Origin of the sequence: Aeromonas sp. FDAARGOS 1411 (assembly GCF_019047125.1) — a bacterium.
In the GTDB taxonomy this organism is placed as follows: domain Bacteria; phylum Pseudomonadota; class Gammaproteobacteria; order Enterobacterales; family Aeromonadaceae; genus Aeromonas; species Aeromonas veronii.
The window spans coordinates 3831101-3849927 of sequence record NZ_CP077214.1; the positions used below are offsets into that span (position 1 = coordinate 3831101).

General features: G+C 59.1%; 17 protein-coding genes and 1 tRNA gene. 14 read left to right on the plus strand and 4 right to left on the minus strand.

Annotated features, from left to right (window positions below; genetic code table 11):
• Window positions 1–376: 376 nt before the first annotated feature.
• The 9 genes from I6L41_RS17315 (at window position 377) to I6L41_RS17355 (ending at window position 9661) form a co-directional block, all read left to right on the plus strand.
• On the plus strand, window positions 377–1708 hold the full coding sequence (locus tag I6L41_RS17315; protein ID WP_013723370.1) for a glutamine synthetase family protein: 1332 nt from the start codon (window positions 377–379) through the stop codon (window positions 1706–1708).
• A 276-nt stretch (window positions 1709–1984) separates the two neighbouring features.
• Entirely contained in the window at window positions 1985–3346 is a 1362-nt protein-coding gene (locus I6L41_RS17320) for an aspartate aminotransferase family protein (RefSeq protein WP_115521507.1), read from the plus strand.
• A 53-nt stretch (window positions 3347–3399) separates the two neighbouring features.
• Window positions 3400–4497 (plus strand): extracellular solute-binding protein, encoded by a 1098-nt coding sequence (locus tag I6L41_RS17325; RefSeq protein WP_005340709.1) that lies wholly within the window; start codon window positions 3400–3402, stop codon window positions 4495–4497.
• Between the two features lie 119 nt (window positions 4498–4616).
• Window positions 4617–5702 carry a polyamine ABC transporter substrate-binding protein gene (locus tag I6L41_RS17330; RefSeq protein WP_005355476.1) on the plus strand — a complete coding sequence of 362 codons (1086 nt, stop codon included), beginning with the start codon at window positions 4617–4619 and terminating at the stop codon, window positions 5700–5702.
• A gap of 78 nt (window positions 5703–5780) precedes the next feature.
• Window positions 5781–6935: a polyamine ABC transporter ATP-binding protein gene (gene potA / locus I6L41_RS17335; RefSeq protein WP_005340704.1), complete on the plus strand. Its 1155-nt coding sequence runs from the start codon at window positions 5781–5783 to the stop codon at window positions 6933–6935.
• Window positions 6932–7837, plus strand: coding sequence for an ABC transporter permease subunit (locus I6L41_RS17340; protein WP_005340703.1), 906 nt, complete (start codon window positions 6932–6934; stop codon window positions 7835–7837). The genes potA and I6L41_RS17340 overlap by 4 nt, the downstream gene beginning before the upstream one ends.
• Complete coding sequence (locus I6L41_RS17345; protein WP_041202837.1) at window positions 7837–8679, plus strand: ABC transporter permease subunit; 843 nt, start codon at window positions 7837–7839, stop codon at window positions 8677–8679. The genes I6L41_RS17340 and I6L41_RS17345 overlap by 1 nt, the downstream gene beginning before the upstream one ends.
• A 45-nt stretch (window positions 8680–8724) precedes the next feature.
• A complete protein-coding gene (locus tag I6L41_RS17350) occupies window positions 8725–9429 on the plus strand; it encodes an MOSC domain-containing protein (protein WP_216960309.1) in 705 nt (234 codons plus the stop codon).
• Between the two features lie 155 nt (window positions 9430–9584).
• Window positions 9585–9661: transfer RNA gene (locus tag I6L41_RS17355), tRNA-Pro, on the plus strand.
• A gap of 259 nt (window positions 9662–9920) precedes the next feature.
• Here the strand turns inward: I6L41_RS17355 and I6L41_RS17360 are convergent.
• Together I6L41_RS17360 and I6L41_RS17365 are read right to left on the minus strand one after the other, a co-directional pair.
• Window positions 9921–10448, minus strand: coding sequence for a hypothetical protein (locus I6L41_RS17360; RefSeq protein ID WP_005342628.1), 528 nt, complete (start codon window positions 10446–10448; stop codon window positions 9921–9923).
• A gap of 124 nt (window positions 10449–10572) precedes the next feature.
• Window positions 10573–11037 (minus strand): thioesterase family protein, encoded by a 465-nt coding sequence (locus I6L41_RS17365; protein WP_005355465.1) that lies wholly within the window; start codon window positions 11035–11037, stop codon window positions 10573–10575.
• Between the two features lie 133 nt (window positions 11038–11170).
• On the opposite strand from I6L41_RS17365, the gene recQ reads away from it, so the two are divergent.
• Window positions 11171–13006: an ATP-dependent DNA helicase RecQ gene (recQ, locus tag I6L41_RS17370; RefSeq protein ID WP_042054245.1), complete on the plus strand. Its 1836-nt coding sequence runs from the start codon at window positions 11171–11173 to the stop codon at window positions 13004–13006.
• A 67-nt stretch (window positions 13007–13073) separates the two neighbouring features.
• Here recQ and I6L41_RS17375 read toward each other — a convergent pair whose 3' ends face one another.
• Complete coding sequence (locus I6L41_RS17375) at window positions 13074–13376, minus strand: cytochrome c (protein WP_005340687.1); 303 nt, start codon at window positions 13374–13376, stop codon at window positions 13074–13076.
• A 105-nt stretch (window positions 13377–13481) separates the two neighbouring features.
• On the opposite strand from I6L41_RS17375, the gene I6L41_RS17380 reads away from it, so the two are divergent.
• The 3 genes from I6L41_RS17380 to I6L41_RS17390 all read left to right on the plus strand — a co-directional run bounded on the left by I6L41_RS17380 (window position 13482) and on the right by I6L41_RS17390 (window position 16041).
• Window positions 13482–14909, plus strand: a complete 1428-nt coding sequence (locus I6L41_RS17380) for a YdiU family protein (RefSeq protein WP_216960311.1) — start codon at window positions 13482–13484, stop codon at window positions 14907–14909.
• A 10-nt stretch (window positions 14910–14919) separates the two neighbouring features.
• A complete protein-coding gene (locus I6L41_RS17385; RefSeq protein ID WP_150997886.1) occupies window positions 14920–15207 on the plus strand; it encodes a DUF3630 family protein in 288 nt (95 codons plus the stop codon).
• A gap of 159 nt (window positions 15208–15366) precedes the next feature.
• A complete protein-coding gene (locus I6L41_RS17390) occupies window positions 15367–16041 on the plus strand; it encodes a 7-cyano-7-deazaguanine/7-aminomethyl-7-deazaguanine transporter (protein ID WP_216960313.1) in 675 nt (224 codons plus the stop codon).
• Window positions 16042–16311: 270 nt separating this feature from the next.
• On the opposite strand, the gene rraA is transcribed toward I6L41_RS17390, so the two are convergent.
• Window positions 16312–16797, minus strand: a complete 486-nt coding sequence (gene rraA / locus I6L41_RS17395) for a ribonuclease E activity regulator RraA (protein ID WP_005340678.1) — start codon at window positions 16795–16797, stop codon at window positions 16312–16314.
• A 146-nt stretch (window positions 16798–16943) separates the two neighbouring features.
• On the opposite strand from rraA, the gene I6L41_RS17400 reads away from it, so the two are divergent.
• A complete protein-coding gene (locus I6L41_RS17400; RefSeq protein ID WP_216960316.1) occupies window positions 16944–18797 on the plus strand; it encodes a methyl-accepting chemotaxis protein in 1854 nt (617 codons plus the stop codon).
• The last annotated feature ends 30 nt before the right edge of the window (window positions 18798–18827 follow it).

Consider the following 18827-nt stretch of genomic DNA (forward strand, 5'->3'; position numbering starts at 1 on the left):
AGAGAGTGCAAATCAGGGCGGGCCTTGTACCAAAAAAATGCAGCCAAGCAAAGCAAATAGGATAAGGATTGTGCGCCCTTGCAAAAAAATGGTCCGTTCCTGCGGGGGATTGGTCGGGATCTGGCGCCTGCTTCACCCTCTGTTGGCATCGCCTTTGCAACGATGAGAAGGGTGGGCTTCGTACGGATTTGAGTGTTTAGTATTTGGTGCCGCCTTGGTCATTATATACGCCGTTATTTGTAGTTTTTTAAACACGCCCGCTTGACATTGCCCTTGATGGCGGGCTTTTATGGTGATGTTGATTACAATTTTATAACAAGGGTGTTCCATATATTAGACACCCTTGCCAATGGCAACCGTAAAGTCGGGGTTTAACATGGACAGTATCAAAGGCTGGATGGAGAGCAATCGCATCACGGAAGTGGAGTGCCTGTTCCCGGATTTCACCGGCAACGCCCGGGGCAAGATCATCCCAGCCAACAAGTTTTTGCGCGAAGGGGGCATGCGTCTGCCCGAGGTGATTTTCACCCAGACGGTGACCGGCGAATATCCGGATGACGACAGCATGATCGACCCGCTGGAGCGGGACATGCAGCTCTATCCCGACCCCAACACCATCCGTTTTGTCCCCTGGGCGCTGGAGCCCACTGCACAGGTGATCCACGACTGTTTCGACGTCAACGGCAAGCTGATCGACATCGCGCCGCGCTCCGTGCTGCGTCGGGTTCTGTCATTTTACGAGAAGCAGGGCTGGAAGCCGGTGGTGGCGCCCGAGCTGGAATTCTATCTGGTCACCCGCAACGAAGACCCCGACTATCCGCTGGTGCCGCCGGTCGGTCGCAACGGCCGCCCTGAGACCGCCCGCCAGTCGTTCAGCATCGATGCGGTCAACGAGTTCGACCCCATCTTTGAAGACATGTATGACTACTGCGAGGCGCAGGAACTGGAAGTGGACACCCTGATCCACGAGTCGGGCGCCGCCCAGATGGAGATCAACTTCCTGCATGGTGATGCCATCGATCTGGCGGATCAGGTGTTCCTGTTCAAGCGCACCATGCGTGAAGCCGCTCACCGCCACGGCATCTATGCCACCTTCATGGCCAAGCCGATGAGCGACGAACCGGGGTCGGCCATGCACATCCACCAGAGTCTGGAAGATGTGAACGGCCACAACCTGTTCGGTACCCCGAACGGCGGCAACAGCGAACAGTTCATGCACTTCATCGCCGGTTTGCAGAAATACACCCCGGCGGTGACAGCCCTGCTGGCCCCCAACGTCAACTCCTACCGCCGCCTCACCTTTGGCGAGAGCGCGCCGCGCAACGTCCAGTGGGGGGTGGAAAACCGCACCTGCGGCCTGCGCGTGCCCTTCTCCGATCCCAGTGCCCGCCGGGTGGAGAACCGCTTCGCCGGTGCCGATGCCAACCCCTATCTGGCGCTGGCCGCCACTCTGGCCTGTGGCTATCTCGGCATGATGGAGAAGCTGGAGCCGCTGCCGGAGATGAAGTCGAGCGCCTATGACCTGCCCTACAGCCTGCCCCGCTCGCTGGAAGAGGCGCTCAGCCATCTCGAACAGTGCGAGCCCATCAAGGAGATGCTGGGGGAGCGCTTCACCCGCGCCTTTGTTGCGGTCAAACGCAAAGAGTACGAGACCTACTTCGGGGTGATCAGTCGCTGGGAGCGGGAGTTCCTGCTGCTGAACGTCTGATCCCCCTGTAACGGGGAGGTCGGAGTCGGCCTCCCCGATCCCTGTATCGAAGAGACCGGAACGCGAGTCAGGTGGCGGCAGCCACCTGTGAGTGGTTGTGGCCGAAAGAGCGCTGCCACCTGGATTGATTAACGACTGAATCTTGCCAAATCGAAGGCGCAGGGGAGTAACGAATGCAGCAGACACGCCGTGAGTGACTGTGGCTGCGAACGTGCCGACTCACCTGACTATTTGACGACTGAATCTTGCTAAATCGAAGGAACCGAGGAGCAACAAATGCAGCAGACAACCCGTGAGTGGCAACAACTGGATGCCAGCCACCACCTGCACCCCTTTACCGACTTTCAGGCCCTGAACAAGAAGGGCTCGCGCATCATTACTAAAGCCAGCGGCGTCTATCTGGAGGATTCCGAGGGCAAACGCATTCTCGACGGCATGGCGGGCCTGTGGTGCGTCAATATGGGCTATGGCCGCCAGGAGCTGGTGGATGCCGCCACCCGCCAGATGCAGCAGTTGCCCTATTACAACCTTTTCTTCCAGACCGCTCACCCGCCGGTGATCGAGCTGGCGACCCTGCTGGCCGAGGTGACGCCAGCCCATCTCAACCACGTCTTCTTCACCGGTTCCGGCTCCGAGTGCAACGACACCGTGCTGCGGATGGTGCGCCACTACTGGGCCAGCAAGGGTCAGCCTGACAAACAGGTGATCATCAGTCGCCATAACGCCTATCACGGCTCCACCGTGGCGGGGGCGAGTCTAGGTGGCATGAAGGGGATGCATGCCCAAGGCTGCCTGCCCATTCCCGGCATAGTGCACATCGATCAGCCCTACCACTTCGGTGAGGGGCAGGGGATGAGCGCCCACGAGTTCGGGCTGGAGCGGGCCCGTCAGCTGGAGCAGAAGATTCTGGAGCTGGGGGTGGACAAGGTGGCTGCCTTTATCGGCGAGCCGATCCAGGGGGCGGGCGGCGTCATCATTCCGCCTGACAGCTACTGGCCGGAGATCCAGCGCATCTGCGATCACTACGGCATTCTGCTCATCGCCGACGAGGTGATCTGCGGCTTTGGCCGCACCGGCCACTGGTTTGCCAGCGAAGGGTTTGGCATCAAGCCGGACCTGATGTGTCTGGCCAAGGGGATCACCTCCGGTTATCTGCCGCTCGGCGCAGTGATGGTCAGTGACCGGGTTGCCAAGGGGTTGGTGGAGGAGGGGGGGGAGTTCAACCACGGCTTCACCTACTCGGGTCATCCGGTCTCTTGCGCCGTGGCGGTGGCCAATATCCAGCTTATGCAGAAAGAGAGCATAGTTAAGCGAGTGCATGATACTATCGGCCCCTATTTGCAGCGCCGCTGGGCGGAGCTGGCCGATCATCCGCTGGTGGGAGAAACCCGTGGCAAAGGATTGGTCGCCGCGCTGGAAATCGTTGAGGACAAGCAGACCAACCGGCGTTTCCCGGCTCAGGCAAATGCGGGGATGACTTGCCGGGAGTTCTGCTTTAACAATGGCTTGGTGATGAGGGCGGTAGGGGATACCATGATCATATCGCCCCCCTTGGTCATCACCGAGGAACAGGTTGATGAATTGGTCGATCTGGCCAGGCGCAGTCTGGATCTGACAGCCGCAAAGCTGAAGGGTTGAGGTGGGTCAGGCAGGTTGGCATGCGCATACAATTTGCTTAGGAGACAAGGATGATGTCTTTCAAAACAGGAGTGATCGCTGCCTCTGTGGCTCTGGTCATGGCAAGTGCCGGAGCAATGGCTGAAGAGAAGGTGCTGCACGTCTACAACTGGAGCGACTACATAGCGCCGGATACCCTGGATAACTTCCAGAAGGAGACGGGGATCAAGGTGGTCTATGACGTGTTCGACAGTAACGAGGTACTGGAAGCCAAGTTGCTGGCGGGTAGTTCGGGCTACGATATCGTGGTGCCATCCAACCCCTTCCTGGCCAAGCAGATCAAGGCGGGCGTGTTCCAGAAACTGGACAAGTCCAAGCTCTCCAACTGGCAAAACATGGATGTCGACCTGCTCAAGGCGCTCGAGCCGAGCGATCCGGGCAACCAGTACTCCATCCCCTACCTGTGGGGCACCATCGGCTATGCCTACAACGCCGAGAAAGTGAAAGCCGTGCTGGGGGCCGATGCCCCGGTCAACTCCTGGGATCTGGTGTTCAAGCCGGAGAACATGGCCAAGTTGAAAGAGTGTGGCGTCTCCTTCCTCGATTCACCGACCGAAATGCTGCCGGCTGCCCTGCAATATCTGGGCTTCAAACCGGATAGCCAGAAACCGGCCGAGCTGAAGAAGGCTGAGGAGCTGTTCCTCTCCATCCGTCCCTATACCGCCTATTTCCACTCCTCCAAGTACATCTCGGATCTGGCCAACGGCAACCTTTGCGTAGCGGTCGGTTACTCCGGTGACTTGCAGCAGTCCAAGGCGCGGGCAGCCGAGGCCAAGAATGGCGTCGCGCTCACCTACACCATTCCGAAAGAGGGGGCAGGCAGCTTCTTTGACATGATCGCCATTCCGGCAGATGCCAAGAACGTCGAGGCGGCCCACACCTTCATCAACTACCTGATGAAGCCCGAGGTGATCGCCAATATCACCAACGTGGTGCAGTTCCCGAACGGCAACAAGGCGGCGACCCCGCTGGTGGATGAGGCGATCCGCACAGATCCGGGTATCTACCCCGATGCGGCGACCCTGCAGAAGATCTACACCTTCCCGGATCTGCCGGCCAAGGTGCAGCGTCTGATGACCCGCAGCTGGACCAAGATCAAGTCCGGCAAGTAAGTAACGAATGCCCCTCCCGGTCCGCAGTTCGGCCGGGAGGGTAGTGATGCCATCCATCCGGATGGGCCGCGCGAATGGATGCGCAGACGGTCAACCACTGAAACAGGAGAACTGACACCGTGAATACAACCAGATTGCTAACCATAGCGCTGACCATGGGATTGGCGAATGTGGCCCAGGCTGCCCCTGTGCTGCACTTCTACAACTGGTCTGACTATATCGGCGAGACCACCCTCAGCGATTTCCAGCAGGCGACCGGGATCAAGACAGTCTATGACGTGTTTGACTCCAACGAGACCCTGGAAGGCAAGTTGCTGACGGGGCGGACCGGTTACGATTTGGTGGTGCCCTCCAATAATTTCCTGGCCAAGCAGATCAAGGCGGGAGCCTTCCAGAAACTGGACAAATCCCTGCTGCCCAATCTGGCCAACCTGGATCCCGTGCTGCTCAAGCAGCTCGACAAGGTGGATCCGGGTCATCAGTACGCGGTGCCCTATCTGTGGGGGACCAACGGCATCGGCTACAACGTCGACAAAATCAAGGCGGTGCTGGGGGTCGACAAGATTGACTCCTGGGCCACCATCTTCGAACCGGAAAACATGGCGAAACTCTCTCGCTGCGGCGTCGCCTTCCTCGACTCTGCCGACGAGATGATCCCTGCTGCCCTCAACTACCTCGGGCTCGATCCCAACAGTCATGCGACGGGGGATATCAAGCAGGCCGAGGCGCTGCTGCTCAAGGTGCGGCCCTATGTGGCCTACTTCCACTCCTCCAAATACATCGGCGATCTCGCCAATGGCGATATCTGCGTGGCGGCCGGTTTTTCCGGCGACATCCTGCAAGCCGCAGCCCGCGCCGATGAAGCTGGCAAGGGGGTGAAAATTGCCTACAGCATTCCGAAAGAGGGGGGCAATCTCTGGTTCGACATGATGGCGATCCCATCCGATGCCACCAATGTCAAAGAGGCGCACGCTCTCATCAACTACGTCCTGCAGCCCGAAGTGATCGCCAAGGTCAGCGACTATGTGGGCTACGCGAATCCCAACTCAAGGGCGGGCGAGTTTATGGATGAGGCGGTGCGCAACAATGAGGAGGTTTATCCCCCTCAGGCCGTGCTGGAGCGACTCTATGTGCAGGAAGCACATCCCCGCTCGGTACAGCGTCTAATCACCCGGAGTTGGACCAAGATCAAGTCCGGTACCTAACCTTGGTGCCCGTTCGGGGGCGCCAAATCGCTTTTATGGATCGGCCGCAAGGCCGGTATCACGTTGGGGAGTTTGGTAATGGCGATAGCCTCCAGTGCCTACAAGAAAGCCCTCGAGGGCAGTCAGCAGCGCAAAGAAGTGCTGGTGAAAATTGATCGGGTAAGCAAGCAGTTCGACGAAACGCTGGCGGTCGATAACGTATCTCTCAATATTCACAAGGGGGAGATTTTCGCCCTGCTCGGCGGGTCCGGTTCCGGCAAATCGACCCTGCTGCGGATGCTGGCCGGTTTCGAGCGCCCGACCGAGGGGCGGCTGTTCCTCGACGGGGTCGACATCACCGACATGCCCCCCTATGAACGCCCCATCAACATGATGTTCCAGTCCTACGCCCTGTTCCCCCATATGACGGTGGCCCAGAACATCGCCTTTGGCCTCAAGCAAGATGGCCTGCCCAAGGCCGAGATTGATGCCCGGGTGGAGGAGATGCTCAAGCTGGTGCAGATGACCCAGTATGCCCGTCGCAAACCGCATCAGCTCTCCGGTGGCCAGCGTCAGCGGGTGGCGTTGGCTCGTTCCCTGGCCAAGCGTCCCAAGTTGCTGCTGCTGGATGAACCCATGGGGGCGCTCGACAAGAAGCTGCGTTCCAAGATGCAGTTGGAGCTGGTGGAGATCATCGAGCGGGTCGGGGTTACCTGCGTCATGGTGACCCACGATCAGGAAGAGGCCATGACCATGGCGGAGCGGATCGCCATCATGCACCTCGGCTGCATCGAGCAGATCGGCAGCCCGATGGATATCTACGAGACCCCGGCCAGTCGGCTGGTGTGCGAGTTCATCGGCAACGTCAACCTGTTTGACGGCCTGCTGGTGGAGGATGAACAGGACCACGCCACCATCGCCTGTGCCGATCTGGAGCAGCCCATCTATGTAGGCCACGGCATCAGCTCCCGCGCCGAAAACAAGAAGGTGACCTACGCCCTGCGGCCGGAAAAACTGCTGATGAGTCTGCAAAAGCCGGAGGAGATCGAGCACCCGGACTTCAACTGGACCAAGGGTGAGGTCTATGACATCGCCTATCTGGGCGGTCACTCGGTTTATCACATTCAGCTGCCCTCGGGCAAAATCGTTCAGGCTTTCATCGCCAATGCCGAACGCCACGGCAAGCGGCCAACCTGGGATGACCAGGTGTTCCTCTACTGGGAAGATGACAGCGGCGTGGTGCTGCAATCATGAAGTTCTTGCAACGACTGAAGCGGGTCGGGGGGCGCCGACTGGTGATCGGCATCCCCTTCTTCTGGCTGTTCCTCTTCTTCCTGCTGCCCTTTGTCATCGTGGTGAAGATCAGTTTTGCGGAAGCGGATGTGGCGATCCCGCCCTACACCGACGTGGTGAGCTGGGCCGACAATCAGCTCACCATACTGCTCAATATGGGCAACTACCTGCTGCTGCAGGAGGATGAGCTCTATATCGCGGCCTATCTGGGCTCCCTCAAGATGGCCTTCGTCAGCACTTTGCTCTGCCTGCTGATTGGCTATCCGATGGCCTACTCCATCGCCCGGGCCAACAAGGAGACCCAGACAGTTCTGCTGCTGCTGATCATGATGCCGACCTGGACCGCCATTCTGATCCGGGTCTATGCGTGGATGGGGATCCTCAGTAACAACGGCCTGCTCAACAGCGTCTTGCTGGGGATCGGGGTGATCGACGAGCCGCTGCAGATCCTCAATACCAACCTGGCGGTCTATATCGGCATCGTTTACTCCTACCTGCCCTTCATGGTGCTGCCGCTCTACGCCAATCTGGTCAAACACGATCAGAGCCTGCTGGAGGCGGCCTCCGACCTGGGGGCCCGCAACCTGACCCGCTTCTGGCAGATCACGGTGCCGCTCTCCAAGAACGGCATCATCGCCGGCTGCATGCTGGTGTTCATTCCGGTGGTGGGAGAGTTCGTTATTCCGGAAATGCTGGGCGGCCCGGAGACCCTGATGATCGGCAAGGTGCTGTGGCAGGAGTTCTTCAACAACCGCGACTGGCCGGTTGCCTCTGCGCTGGCGGTAGTGATGCTGGCGGTGCTGATTATTCCGATCATCCTCTTCAACCGTAACCAGGCCAAAGAGCTGGAGGGCAAGGCATGATGAAGCGTTTCGGTTTTGCCAAACTGATGCTCTGGCTGGGGCTGCTGTTTATCTACCTGCCCATGATCATCATGGTGATCTACTCCTTCAACGCCTCCAAGCTGGTGACGGTGTGGGGTGGCTGGTCGCTCAAGTGGTATTTCGGCCTGCTCGATAACAAGCAGCTGATCGGGTCTGTGTTCCGCTCGCTGGAGATCGCCTTCTACACCGCGATCGCCGCGGTGGCGCTGGGGACGGTGGCAGCCTTCGTGCTGACCCGAATTCCCCACTTCCGTGGTCGCACCCTGTTCGGCGGCATGGTGACGGCGCCGCTGGTGATGCCCGAGGTGATCACCGGTCTGTCGCTGCTGCTGCTGTTCGTGGCGATGGCCCAGCTGGTGGGCTGGCCCGCCGAGCGGGGCATGCTGACCATCTGGATCGCCCACACCACCTTCTGTACCGCCTACGTGGCGATCGTGGTGTCGGCGCGCTTGCGGGAACTGGATCTCTCCATTGAGGAGGCGGCGATGGATCTCGGCGCCAAGCCGTGGAAGGTGTTCTTCCTGATCACCATCCCGATGATCGCCCCCTCGCTGGCGGCAGGCGGCATGATGTCGTTCGCCCTGTCGCTGGATGATCTGGTGCTGGCGAGCTTCGTCTCCGGCCCGGGCTCGACCACCTTGCCGATGGAGGTCTTCTCGGCGGTGCGGCTTGGGGTGAAACCCGAGATCAACGCGGTAGCCAGCCTGATCCTGCTGTCGGTATCGCTCTTTACCTTCGGCAGCTGGTATCTGATGGCCAGGGCGGAGAAGCGCCGTCGCGCCGAGATCGCCATGACCACCCAGATGCAGGCCGTCGTCTGACGCCATGATAAGATCCGCCTACTCTCGTCAACCTGGAGGATGAGTATGCGGATCTCCCTTTTTAGCGGTCGTGGCACCGAGCTGGTGCCCGGCCTCACCAGCGCCATTAACAAGCAACCGATCTCTGCACCAGTTCGCTGTACCTTTGCCGGTCTGGAAGGGGATGAGCAGAGTGATTTGCGCCACCACGGTGGCCCGGATCGGGCGCTCCACTACTATCCTGCCGATCACTATCTCTGGTGGCAGACCTGGCAAACCGCGCTGGGCTTGTCTGCGCCACGTACTCCCTGGCAACCTGCCGCCTTTGGCGAGAACCTCTCCGGTCTCGGGCTGACCGAGGCGCAAGCCTGCATTGGCGATGTCTATCGACTCGGCGAGGCGCTGATCCAGATCAGCCAGCCGAGATCCCCCTGTTTCAAGCTCAACCAGCGCTTTGGCTATGGCCAGATGTCGCAGGTGATGCAACTGAATGGCCGTTGTGGCTGGCTGCTGCGGGTGCTGGAGGAGGGCATGATCGCGCCTGACACGGCCATGGAGCTGGTAGACAGACCCTATCCCGAACTGACGGTGAAGCGCACGGCGGATATCCTGTTCAATCAGGTGCGCAATGAAGCGGATCTGCTGATGCTGCTGGAGAATCCTGCTCTCTCCCCCAACTGGCGCCAGCATGCAGCCGACTGGCTGGAGCATGGCACTGTGGCTGACTGGCAGCGCCGTCTGCTGGGGCCGGCATCCCTGCGCCTGGCCTGACGTCCGGTTGCCGGAATGTCACCATCTGGCTGCATTTCGGTAAACGAGGGTCAAGGATGTTGAATAGTTGAGCAAACGGCCCTTTTTTTCTATTTAAATGCAAAAAAGGCTTGTGTCTGATCGGGGCTTTCGGTAAATTCCCGTCCCGCAGACATCGGTGTGTAGCGCAGCTTGGTAGCGCACTTCGTTCGGGACGAAGGGGTCGGAGGTTCGAATCCTCTCACACCGACCAAATTTGAAAAGGCCGCTCAATAGAGCGGCCTTTTTGCATTTTCCTTCCAGTTACTCGGTTTTTCATTAGCTGCTGACCTGTTACCTGGCCAAGTGATCTGACTTGATGTATGCAGGGTCGAAGCAAGCCCACAGACATTAAAAGGGCCACCGCTCGGTGGCCCATCGGTGGAGTCTGATCCTGACTCCGGCACTCTAGATTGTGGCAATCTCGCTATGGGTCTTGTCTATGGTGCCCTCCTTGCGCGCCAGGCGCTTACTCAGATATGCCAGTGCTGATGCCGCAAAGCCTTCAAGCTGTGTTGAGGTTGCAAGGCCGCGTGCTTGGGGTACTCACAAATGAAATGTTCGATTCCCTCCATCAGTTGTTCACGTAGTGACATCACGGGCTCATGCCAGGCTTGCAGGCATAAATGGCCGGGGATCAACTGCTCCTGATAATCTTCCAGCAGCTGTTCTGGCCAGGGTTCAATACCGGAATTGCGTTGCAGCAAATAGTGGGCGGCGGGTTCACGGGCATAAATGAACTGAATTTGGGCCAGATCGCGTTGGCATAGCGTTTGACTGTTGATATGACAGGTCAAATATTTTCCCGTTTTCAGATCCAGAAAGTGACCGCGTTGCCGACAGGGAACGATGCGATACCAAGGCAGGGGTGAGGAGAGAGAATACCCCTCAAGCTCCTGTTCCAACCAGTGGCGACACTCGGGTGTCTGCACCTCGTCGAGCATGGACTCGAGCTGTGTCAACAAGGCTCTGGATGGTTTGATGGCCAGTTTCGCACTCATCGCCTGCAATCCTCCCTCTGCACACAATCCCGACTCTCAGTATGGACCTTGTTCGGCTAGAGGGGGTAAGGAATCTAATGATTAAAAGTGGATTAGCCGCGTGGTTTTTATGCACTAACTTGGTTCAACCCACCAGATAGGTACCGGTGCCGAAGGCGATGTGGGTGCCCTCTTCGTTGTGCAGCTCCATCCGGGCGACGGCCACCTTGCTGCCAGCCCGGATGATGTGGGCGGTGGCGATAAACTCGTTGCCGCGCCCTGGGCGCAGGTAATCCACCCGCAGATCTATGGTGCCGAGGCGGGCGAAGCGCTCCTTGAGATAGCTGGGGGAGAACTCCTCCAGCTCGTCGATGCAGGAGGCGGCGACTATCATACCGCCCGCCACATCCAGCAGCGTGGCGGTGACGCCGCCATGCAGGATGTTGTGGAAAGGGTTGCCGATCAGCTTCTCATCCATCTTGATGCGCAGCTCCACCTTGTCGAAGTCGTAGTGGGTCACCTGCATGCCAATCAGCTTGTTGAAGGGCATCTTCTCGGCAAACAGGTTGGCAATGCCACTGAGCGCCATCTTCTTGAGCATCTGTTTCATTCTCTGATCCCAATCCTTGTCATCAAAGCCGAGTAAAAACTCCAGCCAGTCTGCAACAGTTCATTAACAGTCGCAATGGCAGGTTTATTGTGGGCGGCGGCTGCTTTAGAATGGCGACCCCAAAGGAGAGCCCATGACCGCGATTGCCGAAACCCTGCCAGATCCTCAGCCAGAGAGTCCGCTTGCCCTGCTGCAGGCAGTCTTCGGCTATCAGCAGTTTCGGCCGGGTCAGCTCGAGATCATCGAGCAGATCGTCGCGGGGCGCGATGCGCTGGTGCTCAAGCCCACCGGTGGCGGCAAGTCGCTCTGCTACCAGATCCCGGCACTGCTGCGGCCCGGGCTCGGTGTGGTGGTCTCTCCCCTTATTTCGCTGATGAAGGATCAGGTCGACAGCCTGCGCGCCAACGGCGTAGCGGCGGTCTACATCAACTCGGCCCTCAGTCGGGAGGAGATGATCCAGAACTTCGCCGCCATGCGCCGCGGCGAGATCAAGTTGGTCTATGTCTCCCCCGAGCGCTTGCTGCAGCACGAGTTTATGGATCGGCTGGCCGAGCTGCCGCTCGGGCTGTTCGCCATCGACGAGGCGCACTGTGTCTCCCAGTGGGGCCACGATTTCCGGCCTGAGTATGCGGCACTGGGGCGACTCAAGCAGTGGTTCCCGCAGGTGCCGGTGGTAGCGCTTACCGCCACCGCCGACGAGGCGACCCGCAGCGACATGCTGCACCGCCTAGAGCTGAACGATCCCTTTATCCACACCGCCAGCTTCGATCGTCCCAATATCCGCTACAGCCTGGTGGAGAAGTTCAAGGCGGCTGAGCAGCTGCTGCGCTACGTGCAGAGCCAGAAGGGCAACTGCGGCATCGTCTACTGCTCCAGTCGCAACCGGGTGGAGGAGGTGGCCGAGCGGTTATCCCGCCACGGCTGCAAGGCGGCGCCCTATCATGCGGGGCTGCCGCTCGAGCTGCGCCAGCAGACCCAGGATGCCTTCCTCAAGGATGACATCGAGATAGTGGTGGCGACGGTGGCGTTCGGTATGGGTATCGACAAGCCCAACGTACGCTTCGTGGTGCACTACGACATTCCGAAGAACATCGAATCCTACTATCAGGAGACCGGTCGCGCCGGGCGCGATGGCACTCCCGCCGAGGCGCTGCTGCTCTACGATCCTGCCGATATCGGTCGGGTGCGCCGCCTGCTCGACAACATCGAGAACCCCCAGCAGTTGCAGGTGGAGCAGTACAAGCTCAACGTGATGGCGGCGTTTGCCGAGGCGCAGACCTGCCGCCGTCAGGTGCTGCTCAACTACTTCGGCGAGTACAACGACAAGCCGTGCGGCAACTGCGATATCTGTCTCGATCCGCCCAAAAGTTATGACGGCACCGAAGATGCCCAGAAGGCGCTCTCCTGCGTCTGGCGGGTGGGGCAGAATTTCGGGGTGGGCTATGTGGTGGAGGTGCTGCGCGGTTCGCTGAACCAGCGCATCAAGGATCACGGCCATGACAAGCTGTCGACCTATGGCATCGGCAAGGATCAGAGCCACGAATACTGGATGAGCGTGATCCGCCAGCTGATCCACAAGGGGCTGCTGACCCAGAACATCACCCGCAATCTGGTGCTGCAGTTGACCGAAGCGGCCCGCCCGGTACTGCGTGGCGATGTTAAGCTGGAACTGGCGGTACCCCGCTTGCAGCCCATCTCCAGCCGCAAGGAGAAGCGCAACGGTCTGCTCGATAACGCCAACTACGACAAGCGGTTGTTCAAGGAGCTGCGCGGCCTGCGCAAGCAGATTGCCGAGGATGAAGAAGTGCCGCCCTACGTGGTGTTCAACGATGCGACCCTGGTAGAGATGGCTCAGCTGATGCCGATGACCGAAGACGAGATGCTGGCCATCAACGGTGTCGGCCACCGCAAGCTGGAGCGCTTCGGTGAAGCCTTTATGGATCTGATTATCGACTACTGCCGTCGTTAGGGTCGATTAGGCTGCCTAATCGACCAGGGTAAGCGCGGCTCGGAAGAACCTGGGGTCAGACGCGAGGTTATTTCAGGCTGGCGTAGAAGGCCGCCAGATTGTCGATATCCGCATCGGTCAGCGGCGCCATGAAGGGGTCCATCAAGGGCTCTTTGCGGGTGCCATCCTTGAACGCTTTCAACTGTTTCACCAGATAGGCGGCATTCTGACCCGCCAGATGGGGATAGTTGGGGATCATCGCCTTGCCTTCCACGCCGTGACAGGCGGCACAGACCGCCGCCTTGGCTTTGCCGGCTTCAATATCGGCAGCCTTGGCCTGATGACCCCACGCCAGTGCCAGCAAGGGCAGGGCATATACCCATTTTTGCATCTTCTTCTCCTTGAATTGAAAAATGATGGTTGCCAGTGAGCACAAGCATGGCTGACGGCAGTATAAAGAGTGACACGAGCATACGCAGGGACGAATGGCACAACCATGAAGTTGATCAACACTTTTGCGACCGAGTTGCCCTGGGCCTGTGAACCCGTGGCCCCCCAGCCGCTGCAGCAGCCCCGGTTGCTTCATCTCAACCGGGCTTTGCTGGATGAGCTGGGATTGGGAGGCGTCAGCGAGGCTGACTGGATTGCCTGTTGTGGCGAGGGAAAAGAGCTGCCCGGCATGCAGCCGGTAGCTCAGGTCTATGCCGGCCATCAGTTCGGCGGCTATAGCCCGCGGCTTGGAGATGGTCGCGCGCTGCTGCTGGGTGAGCAACTGGCGCCGGATGGTCAGCGTTGGGATCTCCACCTGAAGGGAGCAGGTAAAACCCCGTTCTCCCGCTTTGGTGACGGCCGCGCCGTATTGCGCTCCAGCATTCGCGAGTATCTGGCCTCCGAGGCGCTCCATGCCCTCGGCATCCCGACCACCCGGGCGCTGGTGCTGGTGGGCAGCCAAGAGCCCGTTTACCGCGAACAGGTGGAGACGGGGGCGACCGTGCTGCGGACCGCCCCCAGCCATCTGCGCTTCGGTCATATCGAGTATTTCGCCTGGAGCGGGCAGGGGGAGAAGATCCCGCTGGTTATCGATTATCTGCTGCGCCACCACTTCTCCGAGCTGGAGAATGGCGCCGAACTGTTTGCCGAGGTAGTGCGTCGTACCGCACGGCTGATTGCCAAATGGCAGGCTGCGGGCTTCTGTCACGGGGTGATGAACACCGACAACATGTCGCTGCTCGGCCTGACGCTGGATTACGGCCCCTACGGCTTTATCGATGCCTATGTGCCGGACTTTGTCTGCAACCACTCGGATCCGGCGGGCCGCTACGCGCTGGATCAGCAGCCTGCGGTCGGTTACTGGAATCTGCAAAAACTGGCGCAGGCGCTGGCTGGCCATGTAGACGGTGATGCGCTGGCTGCTGCGTTGGCCCAGTACGAGCAGCAGCTGATGTTGCACTACTCCGAGTTGATGCGGGCCAAGCTCGGACTGGCAGTGTGGGAGGAGGATGACCCGGCTCTGTTCCGCGAGCAGTTCCGGTTGCTGGCGGCCCACAAGGTGGATTACCACCTGTTCCTTCGTCGTCTCGGTGAGGTAACGCAAGAGGGGGCGTGGCCTGCGTCTCTGCTGGCCCTGTTGTCTGAACCTGGTGTTTGGCAGGAGTGGCTGGAACGCTATCGGGCGCGGCTAATGCGCGAAGGCAGCGAGGATGCTGTGCGTAAGGCGCAGATGGATGCCATCAACCCCAAGTATGTGCTGCGCAATGCGCTGGCCCAGCAGGTGATCGACGCCGCCGACGTAGGGGATATGCAGCCGTTTGAGCGGCTGTTCGCCGCCTTGCAGCACCCCTATGATGAACAACCCGAATATGAGGATCTCGCCACCCCGACTCCGGCATGGTATTTCGGTGGTGAGCTATCCTGCAGTAGCTGAGAGACAGGGAATGAGTTGGCAAATCAAACAGGTAGATAACGAAGCTGGCGTGGTGACGCTGGATTGTCCGGCGCTCGACTGGGACTCGTTTCCGCTGTTAGCGCAGGCCTTGCTGCGAGAGTGGGAGCTGCAGCCGCTCGAGCAGGATGCGGGGGCCGACCGCCATAGCTGGTTGCTGGAGTTTGAAGAGAGTCAGTTTCGGCTGGAGTATGAACACTACAGCGGCTGCTGGTTGGAGGCGGTGCGCCCGGTGGATCGGGAGGCGCTGCTCTGGCTCGCCAGACAGCACAAGGCGTGACTATCGCCCACAAGGCCTGCTTTGTCGCAGGCCAACCTGGACAAGCGTAATCGCATAAAGATTGAACTATCGGTTTTGGGGCGTATAATCTCGCCCCTCGATTATCGCCAATGGTGGCGATATGGGTTCCCTAACCCCATTAACCAAAAAGGTCACAAGATGAATCTGACCCCTGCGCAGTACCAAACGGCGCTCGTTCGCCTGTCGTTGTTCCACATCCTGATCATTGCCAGCAGCAACTATCTGGTGCAGCTGCCGATCACCGTGTTTGGCTTCCACACCACCTGGGGTGCGTTCAGCTTCCCGTTTATCTTCCTGGCCACTGACCTGACGGTGCGGATCTTCGGTGCCGGTCTGGCACGCAAGATTATCCAGACCGTGATGCTGCCTGCGCTGGCGGTCTCCTATTCGCTCTCCGTGCTCTTCTTCGAAGGGAGCTTCCAGGGCGTGGGTCATCTGGCCGAGTTCAACCTGTTCGTGGCTCGTATCGCGCTGGCCAGCTTTATGGCCTATCTGGTAGGGCAGTTCATGGATGTGGTGGTGTTCAACCGCCTGCGTCTGCTCAAGCAGTGGTGGATTGCGCCAGCGGCCTCCACCCTGTTCGGTAATCTGGTTGATACCATCGCTTTCTTCAGTGTGGCCTTCTGGCGCACCACAGATCCTTTCATGGCAGAGCACTGGGTCGAGATCGCAACCGTCGATTACGTATTCAAGTTGCTGATAAGCCTTGGTTTGTTCGTGCCGCTCTACGGTGTCTTGCTGCGCTACCTCAGCCGCAAGCTGGTGGGCGAGGCCGGATTATCCAGCCTGCAAACGGCCACCCGGCAAGCCTGACCAGATTGACCACCCTTCGCGGTGGTCAATTTTTTTGCACTTTCTGCAAATAGCGCTTGCCTAGTTAAATGAGAATGATTATTGTTAACTTGTTTTCCGGGAAAGACTTCATTCGTTCCAACGTGATGGACTTCTTGTGAAGGCACGACATTGCTCACATTGCTTCCAGTTAAGGGCCAGTTTATCTGGCCCTCTTTTTTTGTCATTTTTCAGCAAGTTGCAGGCATAAAAATCGGGAGCCAAGGCTCCCGTCGTCACGCTGTTTGTGGCTTACTCGATATCGAGTGCCTCGGGGGAGAGGATCACCCCTGTGGTATCGGCGTAGAGGTGGTCGTCAGGCAGGAAGGTCACGCCACCGAAGTTGACCGGCAGATCGGTCTCCCCTACATCCTTGCTGTCGGCACCGACCGGAATGGCTGCCAGTGCCTGAATGCCGATATCCAGATCTTCCAGAATATCGACTTCGCGGACGCAGCCGTAGCAGACAATCCCTTCCCAATCATTCTCGGCCGCCGTGGTGGCGATGTCGCTGTCAATCAGGGCACGGCGCATGGAGCCACCGCCATCGATCAGCAAGACACGTCCCAGTCCGTTCTCTTTTACGAGTTCACGAATCAGGCCATTCGATTCGAAGCATTTGACGGTGGTGATGACGCCGCCGAAAGAGGCGCGGCCGCCGAAGGAGCAGAGCATGGGTTCAAGCACATCCACCATGTCCTGATAGATGTCGCACAGTTCAGAAGTATTGTATTCCATAGTGTCAAATCCACGGCTGGAAACAGGTGCAACCAGTATAAGGAGTGGGTGTGGCATTTCAATGAATATTCCTTGCACAGATCACCTGTCGCCGCTTTTCTGCATAAGCTCAATGCAGTTCACTGCCAGTTTGCGAGAGGTCCATCGTGCTTATCCGTCATAAGTTGATCCTGAATACCGTGCTGGTTGCCGTTGCCATGCTGGTACTGAGCGGCCTGTTTATCTACTCCAGCCAGGTGCACCGTCATCTGACCGAAGCCCAGCGTAATATCGACCAGCTGGAGATCGCCATGCTCAACCTGCGGCGGGCCGAGAAGGATTTTCTGATCCGCAAGGATATGACCTTCGTCGAGCGCTTCAATCAGGGGCTGTCAGATTTTCACCAGCACAACCGGGAGCTGGTGACTGATGACAATCTGGCGGCCGTCGAGGGGGAGCTGACCAGACTGGATCAGCAGATCAGCGGTTATGGCAAAGCCTTCAATGATCTGGTGGCCCAGCAGCAGAAGATTGGTCTGGGGCCTGAGGAGGGGCTCTATGGCAAGCTGAGGGCGGCGGTGCATGAGGTGGAGAATGGGCTCAAGCAGCTGGATCAGCAGGGGCTACTCATCACCATGCTGCAACTGAGGCGGGCGGAGAAAGACTTCATGCTGCGTTCCGATATCCAGTATCTGGAGCGTTTCGAGACCTTGCACAAGAGTTTTCAGGATAGCCTTGCCACTTTGCCGGAGGCGGGTCGCGGCAAGCTGGAGCAGGCCAGCAAGCAGTACCGGCAGGACTTTGTGGCGCTGGTGCAGGGGATGCAGGTACTGGGGCTGAAAGAGGATGAGGGGCTGCGCAACCAGATGCGGGATCTGGTGCATCAGACCGAACAGGGGTTTGCCGCCGTCGATCAGCACATTGTCGCTGAGCTGGAGCGGCAGAGCGCTCGCCTCAACAGCCTGATGCTGGTCTGTGGCGGGGTGATTGTGGTGCTGATCGGCATCATGAGCGTGCTGCTGGGGCGCAGCATCGACCGTCCCATTACTAAGGTGAATGATACCGTCAACCGCATTCGTCAGGATAATGACCTGCGCCTGAAGATAGAGCTGCGCGGGGCAGATGAAATGGCCCAGCTGGCAGGTAATCTCGACGTGATGCTGGGCGGGTTTCGCGACCTGATTGGCGATGTGAAGCAGAGCGTGCACACCCTGACCGAAGCGGCGGATCACCTCTCGGCCAACGTCAAACGCACCAGTGAAGGGGCGGCGCGCCAGCTGCAGGAGACCGATATGGTGGCGACCGCGTCCACCGAGATGGGCTCCACCATCGAAGAGATCGCCCGCAACACCGAGCAGGCGGCCAACAATGCGCAGGCGACCAACAACAAGGCGATGGAGGGGCGGACTGCGGTCGAGAACACTGTCGAGCAGATCCGCTCGCTGGCGGGCAATCTGGAGAGTTCATCTCGCGAGGTGAGCCAGCTGCAAAAAGAGAGCGAGACCATCGGCTCCGTGCTCGATGTGATCCGCGGCATTGCCGAGCAGACCAACCTGCTGGCCCTCAACGCGGCCATCGAAGCAGCCCGGGCAGGGGATCAGGGGCGCGGCTTTGCGGTGGTGGCCGATGAGGTGCGCAATCTGGCCATCCGTACCCAGAAATCGACCCAGGAGATTGCCGGCATCATCAGCTCGCTGCAGAAACAGACCGGCAGCATCGTCGAGGTGATGGCGACCTGCCGCGAGCAGGGCAACCGCAGCTCGGATCAGGCCAGTACTGCAGGGGAGTTGCTGGGGCAGATCACTCAGGATGTTACCAACATCATGGACATGAGCACCCAGATTGCCGCCGCCATCGAACAGCAGAGTCTGGTGGCCAACGAGGTGAACCGCAACGTCAACAACATCCGCGACATCGCCCAGGAGTCGAGCATCATGGCAGAGGAAAATGCGAGATCTAGCGAGGGTCTCAACGAGCAGGCCCAGCTGCTCAACAAGGCGGTGGCAAAATATCGGGTTTAGTGAGCGGACTGGCATCCTTGTGAGGTTTTT

What these genes read in the sequence shown, in the direction of transcription:
- I6L41_RS17385 (WP_150997886.1), top strand. Translation starts at nt 14,920, where the DNA reads ATGAGTTGGCAAATCAAACAGGTAGATAACGAAGCTGGCGTGGTGACG.
- I6L41_RS17365 (WP_005355465.1), bottom strand. Translation starts at nt 11,037, where the DNA reads ATGAAACAGATGCTCAAGAAGATGGCGCTCAGTGGCATTGCCAACCTG.
- potA (WP_005340704.1), top strand. Translation starts at nt 5,781, where the DNA reads ATGGCGATAGCCTCCAGTGCCTACAAGAAAGCCCTCGAGGGCAGTCAG.
- recQ (WP_042054245.1), top strand. Translation starts at nt 11,171, where the DNA reads ATGACCGCGATTGCCGAAACCCTGCCAGATCCTCAGCCAGAGAGTCCG.
- I6L41_RS17360 (WP_005342628.1), bottom strand. Translation starts at nt 10,448, where the DNA reads ATGAGTGCGAAACTGGCCATCAAACCATCCAGAGCCTTGTTGACACAG.
- rraA (WP_005340678.1), bottom strand. Translation starts at nt 16,797, where the DNA reads ATGGAATACAATACTTCTGAACTGTGCGACATCTATCAGGACATGGTG.
- I6L41_RS17325 (WP_005340709.1), top strand. Translation starts at nt 3,400, where the DNA reads ATGTCTTTCAAAACAGGAGTGATCGCTGCCTCTGTGGCTCTGGTCATG.
- I6L41_RS17320 (WP_115521507.1), top strand. Translation starts at nt 1,985, where the DNA reads ATGCAGCAGACAACCCGTGAGTGGCAACAACTGGATGCCAGCCACCAC.
- I6L41_RS17380 (WP_216960311.1), top strand. Translation starts at nt 13,482, where the DNA reads ATGAAGTTGATCAACACTTTTGCGACCGAGTTGCCCTGGGCCTGTGAA.
- I6L41_RS17345 (WP_041202837.1), top strand. Translation starts at nt 7,837, where the DNA reads ATGAAGCGTTTCGGTTTTGCCAAACTGATGCTCTGGCTGGGGCTGCTG.
- I6L41_RS17340 (WP_005340703.1), top strand. Translation starts at nt 6,932, where the DNA reads ATGAAGTTCTTGCAACGACTGAAGCGGGTCGGGGGGCGCCGACTGGTG.
- I6L41_RS17315 (WP_013723370.1), top strand. Translation starts at nt 377, where the DNA reads ATGGACAGTATCAAAGGCTGGATGGAGAGCAATCGCATCACGGAAGTG.
- I6L41_RS17350 (WP_216960309.1), top strand. Translation starts at nt 8,725, where the DNA reads ATGCGGATCTCCCTTTTTAGCGGTCGTGGCACCGAGCTGGTGCCCGGC.
- I6L41_RS17390 (WP_216960313.1), top strand. Translation starts at nt 15,367, where the DNA reads ATGAATCTGACCCCTGCGCAGTACCAAACGGCGCTCGTTCGCCTGTCG.
- I6L41_RS17375 (WP_005340687.1), bottom strand. Translation starts at nt 13,376, where the DNA reads ATGCAAAAATGGGTATATGCCCTGCCCTTGCTGGCACTGGCGTGGGGT.